The sequence below is a fragment of the Pedobacter terrae genome (assembly GCF_036946585.1).
Classification (GTDB): domain Bacteria; phylum Bacteroidota; class Bacteroidia; order Sphingobacteriales; family Sphingobacteriaceae; genus Pedobacter; species Pedobacter terrae_C.
The window spans coordinates 215,947-231,553 of the sequence record NZ_JAQIIV010000005.1 but is presented as its reverse complement, the minus strand read 5'-3'; the positions used below and the strand labels follow the sequence as shown (position 1 = coordinate 231,553).

The 15,607-nt window shown below is 37.8% G+C and carries 15 protein-coding genes; 9 read left to right on the top strand and 6 right to left on the bottom strand.

What is annotated here, in order from left to right; translation table 11 throughout:
- The first annotated feature begins 48 nt into the window (after window positions 1-48).
- Entirely contained in the window at window positions 49-915 is an 867-nt protein-coding gene (locus PGN18_RS10065) for an aldose 1-epimerase family protein (protein ID WP_335319361.1), read from the top strand.
- A gap of 155 nt (window positions 916-1,070) precedes the next feature.
- Here the strand turns inward: PGN18_RS10065 and PGN18_RS10060 are convergent, their stop codons facing one another.
- Together PGN18_RS10060 and PGN18_RS10055 are read right to left on the bottom strand one after the other, a co-directional pair.
- On the bottom strand, window positions 1,071-1,424 hold the full coding sequence (locus PGN18_RS10060; RefSeq protein WP_335319494.1) for a S41 family peptidase: 354 nt from the start codon (window positions 1,422-1,424) through the stop codon (window positions 1,071-1,073).
- A gap of 482 nt (window positions 1,425-1,906) precedes the next feature.
- Window positions 1,907-2,473, bottom strand: a complete 567-nt coding sequence (locus PGN18_RS10055) for a Crp/Fnr family transcriptional regulator (protein WP_335319360.1) — start codon at window positions 2,471-2,473, stop codon at window positions 1,907-1,909.
- Window positions 2,474-2,639: 166 nt separating this feature from the next.
- Here PGN18_RS10055 and PGN18_RS10050 point away from each other — a divergent pair, with 166 nt between their 5' ends.
- The gene (locus tag PGN18_RS10050) at window positions 2,640-3,302 is read left to right on the top strand and encodes a DUF1349 domain-containing protein (RefSeq protein WP_335319359.1); all 663 of its coding nucleotides are present in this window, start codon (window positions 2,640-2,642) and stop codon (window positions 3,300-3,302) included.
- Between the two features lie 34 nt (window positions 3,303-3,336).
- Here the strand turns inward: PGN18_RS10050 and PGN18_RS10045 are convergent, their stop codons facing one another.
- Window positions 3,337-3,792: a nuclear transport factor 2 family protein gene (locus PGN18_RS10045; RefSeq protein ID WP_335319358.1), complete on the bottom strand. Its 456-nt coding sequence runs from the start codon at window positions 3,790-3,792 to the stop codon at window positions 3,337-3,339.
- A 249-nt stretch (window positions 3,793-4,041) separates the two neighbouring features.
- On the opposite strand from PGN18_RS10045, the gene PGN18_RS10040 reads away from it, so the two are divergent.
- The 7 genes from PGN18_RS10040 (at window position 4,042) to PGN18_RS10010 (ending at window position 10,166) form a co-directional block, all read left to right on the top strand.
- On the top strand, window positions 4,042-5,445 hold the full coding sequence (locus PGN18_RS10040; protein WP_335319357.1) for a tetratricopeptide repeat protein: 1,404 nt from the start codon (window positions 4,042-4,044) through the stop codon (window positions 5,443-5,445).
- A 60-nt stretch (window positions 5,446-5,505) separates the two neighbouring features.
- Window positions 5,506-6,273: a phosphosulfolactate synthase gene (locus PGN18_RS10035; protein ID WP_335319356.1), complete on the top strand. Its 768-nt coding sequence runs from the start codon at window positions 5,506-5,508 to the stop codon at window positions 6,271-6,273.
- An 83-nt stretch (window positions 6,274-6,356) separates the two neighbouring features.
- Entirely contained in the window at window positions 6,357-7,100 is a 744-nt protein-coding gene (locus PGN18_RS10030; RefSeq protein WP_335319355.1) for a shikimate dehydrogenase family protein, read from the top strand.
- 78 nt (window positions 7,101-7,178) lie between these two features.
- Complete coding sequence (gene gldD / locus PGN18_RS10025) at window positions 7,179-7,766, top strand: gliding motility lipoprotein GldD (RefSeq protein ID WP_335319354.1); 588 nt, start codon at window positions 7,179-7,181, stop codon at window positions 7,764-7,766.
- 42 nt (window positions 7,767-7,808) lie between these two features.
- On the top strand, window positions 7,809-8,447 hold the full coding sequence (locus tag PGN18_RS10020) for an MBL fold metallo-hydrolase (protein ID WP_335319353.1): 639 nt from the start codon (window positions 7,809-7,811) through the stop codon (window positions 8,445-8,447).
- 98 nt (window positions 8,448-8,545) lie between these two features.
- Window positions 8,546-9,781, top strand: coding sequence for an ABC transporter permease (locus tag PGN18_RS10015; RefSeq protein ID WP_335319352.1), 1,236 nt, complete (start codon window positions 8,546-8,548; stop codon window positions 9,779-9,781).
- Between the two features lies 1 nt (window position 9,782).
- A complete protein-coding gene (locus tag PGN18_RS10010; RefSeq protein WP_335319351.1) occupies window positions 9,783-10,166 on the top strand; it encodes a hypothetical protein in 384 nt (127 codons plus the stop codon).
- 479 nt (window positions 10,167-10,645) lie between these two features.
- On the opposite strand, the gene PGN18_RS10005 is transcribed toward PGN18_RS10010, so the two are convergent.
- The 3 genes from PGN18_RS10005 to PGN18_RS09995 form a co-directional block, all read right to left on the bottom strand.
- Entirely contained in the window at window positions 10,646-12,313 is a 1,668-nt protein-coding gene (locus tag PGN18_RS10005) for a sodium/sugar symporter (protein WP_293784247.1), read from the bottom strand.
- A 267-nt stretch (window positions 12,314-12,580) separates the two neighbouring features.
- A complete protein-coding gene (gene xylA / locus PGN18_RS10000; protein WP_335319350.1) occupies window positions 12,581-13,912 on the bottom strand; it encodes a xylose isomerase in 1,332 nt (443 codons plus the stop codon).
- A gap of 110 nt (window positions 13,913-14,022) precedes the next feature.
- The gene (locus tag PGN18_RS09995; RefSeq protein ID WP_335319349.1) at window positions 14,023-15,504 is read right to left on the bottom strand and encodes a xylulokinase; all 1,482 of its coding nucleotides are present in this window, start codon (window positions 15,502-15,504) and stop codon (window positions 14,023-14,025) included.
- Window positions 15,505-15,607 lie beyond the last annotated feature (103 nt).

Sequence of the window (15,607 nt, the reverse complement as noted above, 5' to 3'; positions counted from 1 at the left end):
TTCAAAAAGATAACATCGAAGCACAAATTTTACTAATTTTAACTCGTAATGATAACTCTCGAAAACGATTATATAAAAGTTAGCCTGGTGGCTAAAGGCGCAGAACTTCAAGGTTTATTTAGTAAAGAAACCAAGCTTGAGTATTTATGGAATGCCAGTCCAAAGTATTGGGCAAAACATAGCCCTGTATTATTTCCTATTGTTGGCTCATTAAAAAACAACGGTTTTATTTACCAGGGTAATCACTATGAATTACCCCGTCATGGTTTTGCCAGAGATAATGTCTTTAATTTTGAAAAGATAAGTGAATTCGAGGGGGTTTTTTCGTTAACCCAAAACGCAGACACCTTAAAGGTATATCCGTTCTATTTCGAACTGAAACTGCGTTACCAATTGATAGATAGGAAGTTGAAATTAACTTACGAGGTGGAAAATACCGGTACCAGCGAACTTTTATTTTCTATTGGTGCGCATCCGGCATTTGCGGTTCCCAATACGCCAGATACCACTTACGAAGATTACTACCTTGCCTTTAATGTAGATGAAAAATTAACCTTCTGGAAATTGGAAGACGGTCTGGTGTCTAACGAAACTGAAAGTATTGAGCTTAATGCACATAAGCTGAAGCTTACACACGATCTTTTCTATAATGATGCGCTGGTTTTCAAAAACCTGCAAAGCAACTGTATTAGTTTACTAAATACCAAAAATGATAACGGCTTGCACTTCCATTTTGAAGAATTTCCATTTTTTGGGATTTGGGCTGCCCCCGATGCACCATTTGTGTGTTTGGAACCTTGGTGCGGGGTTGCGGATGGTGTTAATCACAATCAAGAGCTATCCAGTAAAGAAGGTATCATAAAACTTGATGCAGGCCAAACCTGGTCGCGGTTTTGGGAAGTAGAATGTTTTTAAACTGTTTTTAAATAGCTTTAATAATTATTCTTTTTTGAGCATATAATCATCATAGACTCACACAGGCTAAAAAAAACACGTTAATTTAAAAACGTGTTTTTTTTGTTATCGGACTATTCATTATAGATTATAGAAATTTTATATTGAAATAGATTTTACCAACTAGCATTTAATACTTCAATAGCCTTATCCAGCAGTTCATCTTTTCCTGTTGAGATACCCGTAATGGTTGGATAGATTTTATAATCGATTTTAACTGCTACTCTTTGTGTTGGCGAACCATCAGGGTAGAACACGTCTAAGCCTGAAATCATTGTATTTAACCCACCTGGCAGCACAATTGACGATACATTTCCATCGGCGCAAGCCGTGGTACTTCCGATTACCTTTACATTAGGCGAACTTTGAAAAGCAATAGTAGTGTATTCTGCCTGGCTTTGGCTTGTTGCATTTACAATTACCACTACTTTACCTTTGTATGTGTCGCTTGATGATTGCCCATTCTCTATAAGGGATCCAAAACTAAAAGCACCTGGATAACTGATGTTACCAGCAGTAAACTTAACAAATGGGCTTTTTCATTTTTGATATAATTACCAAGTGTAAATGGCATAAATTCGGAAGGATAGCAACGCATATCTACGATAACGCCTTTTGTATTGTTAAAAAGTTTTTGATTTCAGGTAATTGAGCGTTTTTATATTTACCCGGGTACATATAACCTATATCTTGATTAATCAATTTGAAAGCTTCTGCTTTTTCGGCAGCGGTGTTTCGATAGGCTAGGGCTAATTTTCCCCATCGGCACGGTATAATCAAAAAGTTGGTCGCCTCTTTTTACGCTTATTGTAATGCGCTTATCATTGCTTCTTAGTAGATAGCTACTTGGCGATGGTTTAATTTTTTGCTTAGGATCCACTCCTATTTATTCAGTGCTTTTTCCCCTATGCCCCTGTGTTAAAACTCTTGAGACATAGAAACAGCTGAAATGCTAAAGCGATAACCTACTTAGAGTTTCCCTGGTTACGCCTAGGTAAGATGCAATAAGGGTTTTCGGGATTCTTTTTTGCAAAGATGGGTATTGGTTACGCCATTGCTTGTAACGCTCGCCAGCATTGTTGCTTAACAAAGCCAATACTCTTTTTTGCAAAGCCATATTGCCAGTGGTATATTTTTTTCTAAAAAAGTACTCCATTTTGCGAGAGGAAGCGCAGAGCTTTTCCTTATTTTCAAAAGAGATGGAAAGCGTTTCAGTATCTTCTATGCAGTCTACATTTAAAGTGGCTGGCATCCCGGTATTGAAAGCATTAGGATCAGAAAACCACCATTCTTCCATGGCCAATTGTAAAATATATTCTTTTCCTTCATGGTCTGTATAAGAAGATTTTACAATTCCTTTTACTACAAAATGTTCCTGGCTTGCCGCATCACCCGCCTGAATAATATACTGGTGTTTTTTGTATTTCCGCCTGGTAAAAAAAGATGCAGCATGCTGAAATTCCTCATCTGTTAAACAAACGATCTGATGAATGTGTGCTCTTAAAAAATCTAATTCCATGTTTCTGATACAAACAAATGTACTGTTTATTCAAGATTTTTAAATCTGATACACTTGTTTTGGGTAAATATTTGCGTGATAATCATCACATTAAAATAGTGATATATGTCCTTTCTCAAAATTGAATGCAGTTTTATGTTTGCAGAACACAAATACAAACACACAGATGAAACTTAAATCTCTTGCCACAATTGCGATACTATCTTTTTTAATGAGCATAAAATCCTATGCCCAGAGTTTAGCAAAAATGAGCTGGTTTAACGAACCCGAAAAATGGGAGATTAAAGATAAAAATACCTTTAGCATGTTTGTTCCTGCCAAAACCGATTATTGGAGGATATCTCATTATGGTTTCACTGTTGACGATGCACCTTTTTACTATGCTACTTACGGTGGCGAATTTGAGGTGAAAGTGAAAATCACAGGAAATTATGTAACCACTTTTGATCAGATGGGGTTAATGCTCCGTATTAACGAAGAGGAATGGATTAAAGCTGGTGTTGAATTTGTAGATGGCAAACAGAACGTAAGTGCTGTAGTAACACATAAAACCAGCGATTGGAGTGTGGTAGAATTGGAAAAAGCACCGGCATCAATCTGGATGAAAGCGGTTAGAAAACTGGATGCCGTTGAGATTTTCTATTCACTGGATGATAAAAAATATACCATGCTGCGCACTTGCTATTTTAAAGACAATACACCCGTAATGGTGGGACTTGTAGCGGCTTGCCCAGATGGTAAAGGTTTTAATGCTACCTTCGAAAATTTTAAGGTAACAACTACACCTGATCAGCGCAGATTGGATTGGGCAAAAAAGAACATTAATTAATTCTTGGCGAGAATGTCTTTTACCTAAATAACCCCTAATTACAATCTTCTTTTCTCCTTGTATCAATAATATAGACAATTTGCCAACCCTGATCTCCTTTTACCAACTGAAAAGAATTAACCCCGCAATGGCTAAATTTTTCGCCCAGGTAAAATTTGTAATCTGTCCAAACGGATGCCAACGGGCCATCTATTAAGATTTTGGTAAAAACAATACGCTCATCATATTTTTCCTGGTGCGGCGTGCCGATAAATTTGATAAAGCTGTTAAGAGATTCTGAACGTAGACTCACTTTTCCTTCTTTGTTAACAATGGTTTGCATTATTGCTGCTGGCGCAAAGGCACTTCTGGTTAATGAGCTATCTCCGTCCCTCATGCCGGTAAAAAGATTCGTTATGGTTTTTTTAACCATACGCTCTTCATCATTTTGTGCGAAGCCTTTTGCAATAAAAAATATTAGAAACAGGGCAAAAACGGTTAATCCTTTCATAACTTCTTCATTAGTATATCACATAAATTTATAGTATTTTTGTGAAAGAAGGGAAAAGGAACCGCGATGTTGCAATAAATCTATCGATTATCCACACATCTTAATAATAGTTAACAGGCTTTATATTCAGTTGTTTACAGTTTTTATATCTGTTGATGTTAATAATTATTTTAAAAACGGATAATTAAAATTGTTAAACTTATCATGTATTTTTCTGCTAATTGGCACGGTTCTTTAATACTATAATATATGGAAGAAGAATTCTTTTTTGAATCCAACGAAGATGCACAACGCTCGGTAGAACGTTACGAAGAAATGCTGCGAAACCAGGATCAGTATTTTTTCGATGCAGGGGCATTCGAATACATTGTAGATTTTTACATTGAGAAAAATGATCCGGTCAAAGCTTTGCAGGTAGTTGATTTCGCTATCAGTCAACATCCTTATGCCACAATTTTTTTAATTAAACAGGCTCACCTCTACATCTTAACGAACAACAACGAAAAGGCTTTTGTTGCTTTGCAACAGGCTGAGCTTTTAGAACCATCTGAGCCAGACATTTATTTGCTGCGCGGTAATATTTTCCAGAATACCGAACGTTTTGACGAGGCTTTGGAAAATTATGAAAAAGCCCTGGGACTGGCCGAAAGTACGGATGAAATATTACTACAGATGGCTTATGTTTACCAGAGCATGGGCGATTACGAAAGCGCCATTACCTATATTAAGCTGAGTTTAGAGCAAAATATGGAAAATCAAGACGGTTTGTATGAGCTTGCTTTCTGTTACGATGTTTTAGACAAACAAGAAGAAAGCATCAAATTTTATCAGCAATATATTGATACTGATCCGTATTCTTATGCGGCCTGGTACAATTTGGGCAATAGTTTCCACAAGTTGAATCTTTTTGAAAAAGCGATCGATGCTTATGACTATGCCATCTTGATTAAAGAAGATTTCAGTTCAGCCTATTTTAACAAGGGAAATGCGCTGGTACAGCTTGATAAATATGATGAGGCTATAGAAGTTTATAAACAGACTTTTGAATACGAACAGCCTAATGCCGATACTTATTGTGCCATTGGCGAATGTTACGAGAAACTGGAAAAGATGGACGAAGCCCGTTCTTACTATAAAAAATCGGTAAAAATGGACCCTAAAATGGCTGATGCCTGGTTTGGGATTGGGGTTACACTGAATTTTGAAGAACGTTATTTTGAATCGCTGCACTTTTATAAAAAAGCGATTGATTTAGAAGCGGAGAATGCAGATTTCTGGTTCGCCATGGCAGATGCTTATTATAAGTTGGGCCAGATTGACGAATCGATCGAAGCGTACGAAAAAGTATTGGAGTTTAATCCTTTGGATATTGAAGCCTGGTTGGATTTTAGTACCGTGCTTTACGAACAGGGAAAATTATTGGAAGCTGCTGAAACAATGGCAGAGGCCATTAAGAATAACCCGGAAGCTGCAGAACTGTATTATAGAATGGTAGCTTATCTTTTTGCCATTGGAAACTATGCTGATGCATTGGGATATTTAGAAACCGCTTTAACAACCGACCCGGATAAACACTATATTTTATTTGAATATCTACCGCAATTACAGGATAATAGTGCTATTTTGAGTGTTATAAACCGATATATTAGGTAACGACCTTGTGAGAAAAATTTAACTGATAAATCTGAAAATTTTTTTCACTTTTGTACGCATATGAATTATCCATTATTAAACGTTCCCGAACGTCCAACTAAACCACGCCAAAAGGGCTTAACAATGGTTATGGATAAGGGATTAAGCCTACGCCAGGTTGAAGATTTTATTGAAGTTGCCGGCATACATACAGATATCGTAAAATTAGGTTGGGCAACATCGCATGTAACACCAAACCTCAAGGAAAAATTAGCTTTATATAAAAGTGCAGGTATTCCTACCTATTTCGGTGGAACCTTATTTGAGGCTTTTATTATCCGTAACCAGTTTTCAGATTACCAGCGTGTTTTAGATCAATATGGAATGGAATATGCAGAAGTATCTGATGGTTCTATCGAAATTGAACATGACAAAAAATGTGCTTATATAAGCGAACTTTCCAAGCAGGTCACTGTAATTTCTGAAGTTGGCAGTAAAGATGCCGCTAAAATATTTGCACCGTATAAGTGGATTAAATTAATGAAAGCCGAAATTGATGCGGGTTCATGGAAGGTAATTGCCGAAGCACGCGAAGGCGGCAACGTGGGTATTTACCGTGGAAGCGGTGAAGTGAGGGAAGGGCTGGTTGATGAAATTTTAACGCAGATTCCTGAAGAAACCATTATATGGGAAGCTCCGCAAAAAGAACAGCAGGTTTGGTTTATTAAGTTGATTGGTAGTAATGTAAACCTGGGTAATATTGCTCCGGCAGAAGTAATTCCTTTAGAAACCATTCGTTTAGGGTTACGTGGAGATACTTTCGACTATTTCCTGAACCAGGTAAAATAAAGACAAAATCCGTCATTGCGGGGCGTATAGTTAATATAAACCTTACAGTTTTTAAACCTGTAAGGTTTACTTGTTATATCAATATGAAAACATACGGTTTAATCGGTTATCCACTTTCTCACTCTTTTTCGAAAAAATACTTCACGGAAAAATTTCAAAATGAAGGTATTATCAATCATCAATATGAGCTTTTCCCTATCGCAGATATTAAATCGCTGGCTGATCTGCTTGTTGAGAATCCATCACTATGTGGCCTTAATGTAACCATTCCGCATAAAGTTAACGTGCTGTGCTATTTAAATGAGGTAGATGAGGCTGCAGAAAAAATCGGTGCCGTAAATTGTATTTCAATCAAAAACTTTGAAGGTGAAACCTATTTGAAAGGTTATAATACCGATGCATACGGCTTTGAAGAATCACTGAAGCCAATGTTGGGACCACAACACACCAAAGCACTCGTTCTTGGAGATGGTGGCGCTGCAAAGGCAGTAAAATATGTTTTAGAGAAGTTGGATATCCAATATCAGGTGGTGGTAAGAACTCCTGCTCCCAATGCTATTCTATATTCGGAAATTACACCACAAATTTTGTCGTCACATCAATTATTAATCAATACCACCCCTTTGGGAATGGCGCCAAATATCGATACTTTTCCTGAAATTGAATACAATTTACTGGGACCTGGGCATCTGGCTTACGATTTAGTATACAATCCGCTAGAGACTGCATTTTTAGCCAAAGCTGCTGAACAGGGTGCAACGATAAAAAATGGTTTGGAAATGCTGTACAAACAAGCTGAAAAAGCTTGGTCAGTCTGGAATAAATAATGATAAACTTCTCGTAATTTTGAGAAGCGATAATAGCCTGCTCCTGGCTATTACGGAAAAAATCTTCGATGAAATGCCATGAAATTAAAACTACTGATCTGTGTTCCATTTTTACTGCTATTGTTTATAACAGCTTGCCAGGATCACGATTATAGTCCGAAACCAAAGGCTTATTTCAGGATTGTATTCCCTAAAAAAGATTATAAAACATTTACCGAAGCAGTTCCCTTTACTTTTAGATACCCTACTTACTCGACGGTAGAGAAAGATCAAAGTCGCGATGCCCAAAAAAACTGGTACAATTTGCATTTTAAACAGTTTAATGGCTTCTTGCATTTAACTTATTATGATATTTCTGGTAAGAGAGAGTATGATGAAATGGTAGAGGATGCACGCAAACTTGCTTTCAAACATACCATAAAGGCAAGTGCGATTGATCAAAAAATGATCAATTACCCTAACCGTAAAGTTTATGGCATCTACTACGCCATTGAGGGGAATACGGCCTCTTCTGTTCAGTTTTTCCTAACTGACAGTGCCAAACATTATTTCAGAGGTGCTTTGTATTTTAATGAACGTCCACAATACGATTCTATTGAACCTGTTGTTAAGTTTATTAAAAAAGATATCGACACCTTAATTTCTACTTTCAGGTGGAAAAATTAATTTATTGTTCTGTTTATTTGAACAGGCTTTTTTTAAAGACTTATGATTACAGTAAAAACTTTCACATTTAACGCGTACAGCGAAAATACCTATGTGCTTTATGATGAAACTAAAGCATGTGCCATTATAGATCCGGGCATGTACGAGGGGTTTGAGCAAAATGAATTAGCAGCTTTCATCAAACAGGAAGATTTAACGCCTGTTTTATTGCTCAATACGCATTGCCATCTTGATCATGTTTTCGGTAATAAATTTGTGTCCGAAACCTATGATTTAAAACCACAGTTTCATGAAGGTGAGTTACCAATTTTAAATGCCGTGCCCGGTTATGCACCATCGATGGGCTTTACCCGGTATGAAATATCTCCTTTGCCAGATACTTTTTTGCCTGAAACAGGAAGTATTTCTTTCGGCAACAGCAAACTGGACTTGATTTTTGCTCCCGGACATTCGCCGGCACACCTTTGTTTTTACAGTGCGGCTGATCATATTTTAATAGGTGGCGACGTGCTTTTTTACGGCAGTATAGGGCGTACGGATCTGCCGGGTGGCAACCACCAGCAATTAATCCAAAACATTTCCGATAAGCTTTTTGTCTTACCTGATGAAACCAAAGTTTATCCTGGCCATGGACCAGCAACAAGCATTGGTTTTGAAAAACTACATAACCCGTTTTTTTAAGGTAAGATGGATGATGTAAAAGGTATGATGGTAGTGTTCCATCTTATATTTTCCATCTTAAATCAAAGCCATCTTACATTTTAACTATATTTACTGCTGTGAATACATCGTTTTACATTGCCAAGAGGTATCTTTTTGCCAAAAAATCAACCAATGCCATTAACCTGATTTCGGGCATATCAATGGTAGGTGTAATGGTAGGAAGCGCAGCTTTAATAATTATCCTTTCGGTATTTAACGGTTTAGAAACAGTGGTGTTAAATATGTTCGATACCATTACCCCACAAATCGCGATCACACCAACAAGGGGCAAAACCTTTGATCCGAATACCAGCTATTTTAACCAGTTAAAAAAAAATAAAGATGTTGCTGCTTTTACCGAAGTGTTGCAGGAAAATGCTTTGTTAAAATACAATAACAAGCAAGCTGTTGGGATGGTTAAAGGCGTAAGTTTAGATTATTTGAAGAACGCCAAATTAGACAGTACTATTAAAGAAGGTCGTTTCATACTGCATAATAAGAGCGGTGATAATGCAGTAATCGGGTCGGCCTTACAAAGTTATCTGGCTGTTAATACGGTTGATCCTTTTACCGAACTTGAAATTTATTCTCCAAAGAAAGATATCGCGGTAAATACAATAAATCCGGCCGATGATTTTGTCGTAAAGAATATTAGGGTAAGTGGTGTTTTTGAGGTGCAGCAAGATTTCGACAATGGCATTATCGTTCCGCTAGATTTTGCCCGTGAGCTACTTGGAGAAGAAAAAAATGTGTCTGCTATCGAGATTAATCTACAGCCTGGTGTTGATGTAGACGATTTTAAAAACGAAATAATCGAAAAGGCCGGTAAAGATTATGAAGTCAGAAATCAGGCCGAGCAAAATAAGTCACTCTATCATATTTTAAATACCGAAAAATGGGCAGTATATATTATCCTTACTTTTATCCTGATTATTGCTATATTTAATATAATAGGGTCATTAACCATGTTAGTAATCGATAAGGTAAAAGATGTTGCTATTTTAAGCAGTTTAGGCGCAGGGAAGAAATTGATCAAGCGTATATTTTTATTTGAGGGTATGATGATCACCATGTCTGGCTGTGTATTGGGACTAATCATAGGGATTATATTTTATTATTTTCAACATACCTATGGGTTGATTAAAATGGGTGATGAAGTAAACAAAACACTCGTAAGTTCTTATCCGATTGCACTAAAATGGAAAGATTTTGTTTTAGTTTTTGTTACGGTAAGTATCTTCTCATTTTTGGCATCTGCTTTGTCATCCAATTTAAGCGTTAAAAAGATAGATCAAATTAATCAAACTATATAAAATGAAGTTATTTAAGCAAGCAATTGTACTCGTTGTGCTCCTTGGCGTAGCTGCTACAGCTTGTAACAGGAATGATAAAGCCGAGGGAGAAAAGAACAATCTTAAAGTTGTAAAGGGTTTATACACATTTGGCCCTGAAATGAAATCAATTACATTGTGTGAAGATACCCGCGAATTTTGGGTTACGGATAGTGTGAAAAAATTAGAGTTATCATATAGCAATTTAGGCTTCGAAAAGCCTTATGAACCAGTATATGTGGAGTTAGAAGGTTATTTTACGAAAACGGATACTGCTACCGTCGCGGCCGATTTCGATTCTACCCTGGTGGTTACTAAGGTGATTAAAATAAGCAAGGAGATCCCCGACGGACCTTGCGCACAATAATTCCCTGCCTTTACTGTTCGTAGGGTTAGCGCAACTGAATGGCCTCGGTTTGTGTCTGCCTATTTCTGTCCGTAGAGTTAAGCATAGCATCTCTATGGATTGACCAGCTCTCTCTTTATAAACAGTACGTAAGCCAGTAACCTGAGTCCGATTAATGTTTTCAGCAAATATGATTTAAAGCATCTAGGCTAGGCGTCTCGTCACGCTGAATTTATTTTACAAGTAGAGGTAGTATTTTCAATTGTCTTGTAGCTACTACGTGGTCAGCATCTTATTTTTGTAGGAAAGACCCTAAAATAAATTAATAAAAGTAGGTTTGTTAAATGGAGTGTTTTTACTCTATCTATACCTGGCCCCTCCGTTGAGCTAAGCGTAAAGTATAGGGATTGTTCAGTTCTCTTCATGGGAACGGTAGCGGACCAACAAAAAAGGCTCGCAATTTTCATCGCAAGCCTTTGGATATTATTGGTTTTTTAATCTTACCAGAAAGTAGAGTAAAGGGCAACTAAAATTCCGAACACAATCAGTGATCCAACGGCAAACGAAGGATGTACTTTGAACATGCTCGAATCTACCTCTAAACCATTAGATTTATCGCCTTTGCTATTTTCGAACATACTGATGGCAAACATCACGATTATACAAACTACAAATACAATTCCCATTCTATCCAGGAAAGGTATTTCATAAACGCCATCTGCATTGGCTACCGAGAATCCAAAATTGTGAAGGAAAGATAAATCCATCATTCCTGGCAAGAATTTTAACAATACCGATAAACCAAAACCACCTATAGTTGCAAATAAAGCTGCATTTGAAGTAGTTTTTTTCCAAAAGAAACCTAAAATAAACATGGCAAAAATACCAGGACTTACAAAACCTGTATATTCCTGAATAAATTCGAAACCACCCTTTTTATCGATTCCTAAGAAAGGCGAAATGGCGATTGCGATGGCCATTGCAACAATTACAACTACGCGTCCGGTGCCTACCAGCTTTTTCTCACTAGCTTCAACATTAATGTGTTTCTTAAAAATATCCAGGGTGAAAATGGTAGAGATACTATTGATTTTACCCGCCAGTGAAGCAACAATTGCTGCGGTTAAAGCCGCAAAAGATAAACCTTTAAGTCCTGTAGGTAGAATATTCAATAAAGTAGGATAAGCCCTATCCGGACGAAGTTCTCCACCCGGCATCATTGAATTTACATCAATACCTGTTTTTTCTGTATACAACATATATACTGCGATACCTGGTAATACTACGATCAACGGCATTAAAAGCTTTAAAAAGGCAGCAAATAAGATACCTGCTCGTGCTGTTTTCAAATCAGCACCTAAAGCACGCTGGGTGATGTATTGGTTACAGCCCCAATAGTTTAAGTTTACAATCCACATACCACCAAGCAATACCGTCATACCTGGTAATGAGGCGTAATTGGCACTATCTTTCTTAAAGATCATGTGGAAATGATCTGGTGCCTTTTCTCTTAAAAACGATAAACCATCTAATACGCCATGGCCACCAAAATGATCACTTACTAAATTAAGGGCCAAATAAGTAGTTGCTAAACCGCCGAAAATTAAAAACGCTACCTGGATTACATCCGTGTAACCAATTACTTTCATACCGCCCAATGCAATAATTACAGAAAAAATGGCAAGACCGATCATACAATACCAAAAGCCGATACCCGAAATACTGCTCACAGCGAGTGCACCCAGGTATAGGATAGAAGTTAAGTTTACCACCACATACAATAACAACCAAAACACAGCCATGATCATGGCTACGGTACCATTATAACGCTGACTTAAAAATTGTGGCATGGTGTAGATCTTATTTTTAAGATATACGGGAATAAAGAATGTGGCTACAATAACCAATGTTGCAGCTGCCATCCACTCATAGGTGGAAATGGCTAATCCCATTTTAAATCCATCGCCGCTCATGGCTACAAATTGCTCGGCACTGATGTTCGAGGCAATTAAAGATGTACCAATTGCCCACCAGGTGAGTGAACCTTCTGCAAGAAAATAATCCTTGCTGCTCATCTGCTTCTGCTTTTTACGATGGTAAATCCAAAAACCATAAATTGCAACAATGGCAAAGTAGGCTAAAAAAATAATGTAATCTGTGACTTTCATTTAAGTTATTTGGTTTAGAAATCTAAATGTAGCAAAATCATAAATTAATCTCCGCTTTTTTTAAATTAAAAAATGTTAAAATGACGTTTATTAATTTTGAACTTCCTCAAAATAAAGATTATTAGGCTAAGATGGGTAATTTGATTAGCATTCGCAATAGCGTGCGTACCCGGCTGGAGTAGAGATATTTTAAGTTTGCTTAGTTTAAATACAACCGCGGTCTGTGCAGGCACGAACCGCGGGTAATATATTTTTATAGAGATAAATTTAGATATATCGGTTAATGAGGTTTTCAAGATATTCCTGTCTTCCGCTGCGTACCTCTGGTTCGCCATTTTCTGCGGCGTAATTTCTTAAGTCTTCTAAACTTAATTTCCCTTGTTCAAATTCGGCACCCTTTCCGCTATCAAATGAGGCATAGCGATCAGCTCTTACCTTTTTATAATCAGATTTTTGAAGAATGGCATCTGCAGTAATTAATGCCCGTGCGAAGATGTCCATGCCACCTACATGAGCATAGAATAAGTCTTTCTGATCAGTAGAGTTACGGCGTATTTTCGCATCGAAGTTTACACCGCCACCTTGTAAGCCGCCACCTTCTAAAATGATCAACATGGCTTCTGTTAATTCGTTAATATCATTCGGGAACTGATCCGTATCCCAGCCATTTTGGTAATCACCACGGTTTGCATCAATAGAACCTAACAAGCCATTATCTACTGCAACTTGTAACTCATGCTGAAAAGTATGACCGGCAAGTGTGGCATGGTTTACTTCTAAATTTAATTTGAAGTCAGTCAATAGATCGTATTCTTGTAAAAAGCCTTTTACTGTCGCGGCATCGTAATCGTATTGGTGTTTAGAAGGCTCACATGGTTTCGGTTCAATAAAGAATGTTCCTTTGAACCCTTGTTTGCGTGCATAATCTTTAGCAGTATGTAAGAATTTTGCCAAGTGTTCCTGTTCACGCTTCATATTGGTGTTTAGTAAGCTCATATAGCCTTCTCTTCCACCCCAGAAAACATAATTCTCACCACCAAGGGCAATGGTTGCATCTAGAGCTGCTTTAACCTGGGCAGCGCCATGTGCCAGTACATGAAAATCCGGATTGGTGGATGCACCATTCATGTAACGCTTGTGGCTGAATAAATTGGCTGTTCCCCATAACAGTTTTACACCGCTATCGGCTTGTTTTTGTTTCGCATACTCAACAAGGGCCTGTAATCTGCGCTCGTTTTCGGCAACGTCATCGCCATAATCTACCACATCCACGTCATGGAAACAATAATATGGGATCTGCATTTTGGTGATAAATTCAAAAGCAGCATCCATTTTATCTTTTGCACGCTCTACTGCATCTTTTTTCTCATCCCACGGAAAAACGTGTGTTGCGCCTCCAAACGGATCGGCACCATTACCATTAAATGAATGCCAGTAAGCACAAGCAAACTTAAAATGCTCGCTCATGGTTTTGCCCGCTACTACTTTGTTGGCGTCATACCATCTAAATGCTAATGGATTATCGCTTTCCAGCCCTTCAAATTTGATTTGCCCAATGCCTTTGAAAAATTCCGTTGCTCCGGTTACTACTTTTGTCATGTTTTTTGTTTTTTTATTTTTGGTTGATGGCTCATGGTCTATTAGTCCCTGGTCTTTGGTCGATAGCTAACAGCTAACTGATCTATGAACCATTAAACCATGAGTCAAATTTATTTTGCTAATTCTTTCTCTAATATTTTTTTCCAATCCTGATAGATTGGCTCATATACAGCTGAATGTTGTGGTGTTAAGGTTTTGATTACCTCGTGGTTGCTAAAAGCTTCTTCTGCACTTTTAAAAATGCTGGCACCAATACCTGCCCCTAAGGCTGCGCCTACACTGCCGTCGTTTTCGTAAAGTTCTACCGGAATGCCCGTAACATCTACAAAAGTTTGTGCAAATACATCACTTAAAAATAGATTGGCCTTTCCAGCGCGGATCACTTTAGGCTGCATGCCATTTTCGCGCATAATATCCAATCCATAACGGAAAGAAAACGCAATACCCTCCTGTACCGCCCTGAATATATCTGATTGATTGTGCAGGTTTAAGTCAATACCCAATAACGCTGCGCCAGTGTATTGGTTGTTCAACATCCTTTCTGCGCCGTTGCCGAATGGAAGTACTTTTAAACCATTACTGCCTATTGGTGCTTTTGAGGCCTGGATATTGAGTTCAGCATAGGTAGACTGTGGTGCAAAATTATGTTTTGCCCAACGGTACATACTTCCCGTACCATTAATACAGAGCAGAACCCCGGTGTGCTTTTTTTCTTCTGAGTAGGTTACGTGCGCAAAGGTGTTCACTCTTGATTGTTGATCGTAAGTAAGTTCATCGCTTACACCATAAATTACCCCCGATGTTCCCGCTGTAGCGGCAACTTCCCCAGGTTTTAACACGTTTAGCGAAAGTGCATTATTTGGCTGATCGCCAGATTTATAAGCTACCGGGATACCGGCAGTTAAATTTAATGCATTTGCAATATCGGTTTTTAGATAACCATGTTCAGAAAACAGGGGTTTTACGGTTGGGATGAGGCTGCACGAAATACCATAATAATCCATTACATCTTTAGAAATTTCGTGGTTTTCAAAATCCCAAAAAATTCCTTCAGATAGGGCGGAAATACTTGTTGTGATTTCTCCGGTTAATTTCATGGCGATAAAATCGCCAGGGAGCATAATTTTATCGATGCGGTTATAGATCTCCGGCTCATTGGTTTTTACCCAGGCCAGTTTCGATGCCGTAAAGTTGCCGGGAGAGTTTAATAAATGTGTTAAGGATTTTTCTTGACCAATTGCCTCAAAAGCACCATTTCCCAGTTCAACTGCTCTGCTATCGCACCAGATGATACTATCGCGGAGCGCCTGCTGATTTTGATCTACCACAACCAATCCATGCATTTGGTATGCAATACCAATGGCTTTAATTTCTTTTGGATCAAAAAAACCTGTCGAATTTAATTTGAGGATGGCCTGTTGAATATTCTCCCACCAATCATCTGGTGATTGTTCTGCCCAGCCTGACCGTAAAGATTTAATGGCGGTTTCTTCTTCAGGATATTGAACGGTGGCTAGTTTTTTTTGAGTAGTTGCATCAACTATGGCAACTTTTATGGATGAGGTACCTAAATCTATCCCTAGTAAATACATGCTTTCATATTAATTTAATATCTGGTTATGCAAACGGTTGCATAAAGATAGTGGGAAAAATATAAAACGCAAATTTTTTATAAAATCAGTTGAATAAATGCAA

Coding starts and splice junctions, on each gene's coding strand:
- PGN18_RS10055 (WP_335319360.1), bottom strand. CDS start 2,473: ATGGAATTAGATTTTTTAAGAGCACACATTCATCAGATCGTTTGTTTA.
- PGN18_RS10050 (WP_335319359.1), top strand. CDS start 2,640: ATGAAACTTAAATCTCTTGCCACAATTGCGATACTATCTTTTTTAATG.
- PGN18_RS10065 (WP_335319361.1), top strand. CDS start 49: ATGATAACTCTCGAAAACGATTATATAAAAGTTAGCCTGGTGGCTAAA.
- PGN18_RS09995 (WP_335319349.1), bottom strand. CDS start 15,504: ATGTATTTACTAGGGATAGATTTAGGTACCTCATCCATAAAAGTTGCC.
- PGN18_RS10005 (WP_293784247.1), bottom strand. CDS start 12,313: ATGAAAGTCACAGATTACATTATTTTTTTAGCCTACTTTGCCATTGTT.
- PGN18_RS10040 (WP_335319357.1), top strand. CDS start 4,042: ATGGAAGAAGAATTCTTTTTTGAATCCAACGAAGATGCACAACGCTCG.
- gldD (WP_335319354.1), top strand. CDS start 7,179: ATGAAATTAAAACTACTGATCTGTGTTCCATTTTTACTGCTATTGTTT.
- PGN18_RS10020 (WP_335319353.1), top strand. CDS start 7,809: ATGATTACAGTAAAAACTTTCACATTTAACGCGTACAGCGAAAATACC.
- PGN18_RS10010 (WP_335319351.1), top strand. CDS start 9,783: ATGAAGTTATTTAAGCAAGCAATTGTACTCGTTGTGCTCCTTGGCGTA.
- PGN18_RS10045 (WP_335319358.1), bottom strand. CDS start 3,792: ATGAAAGGATTAACCGTTTTTGCCCTGTTTCTAATATTTTTTATTGCA.
- xylA (WP_335319350.1), bottom strand. CDS start 13,912: ATGACAAAAGTAGTAACCGGAGCAACGGAATTTTTCAAAGGCATTGGG.
- PGN18_RS10030 (WP_335319355.1), top strand. CDS start 6,357: ATGAAAACATACGGTTTAATCGGTTATCCACTTTCTCACTCTTTTTCG.
- PGN18_RS10035 (WP_335319356.1), top strand. CDS start 5,506: ATGAATTATCCATTATTAAACGTTCCCGAACGTCCAACTAAACCACGC.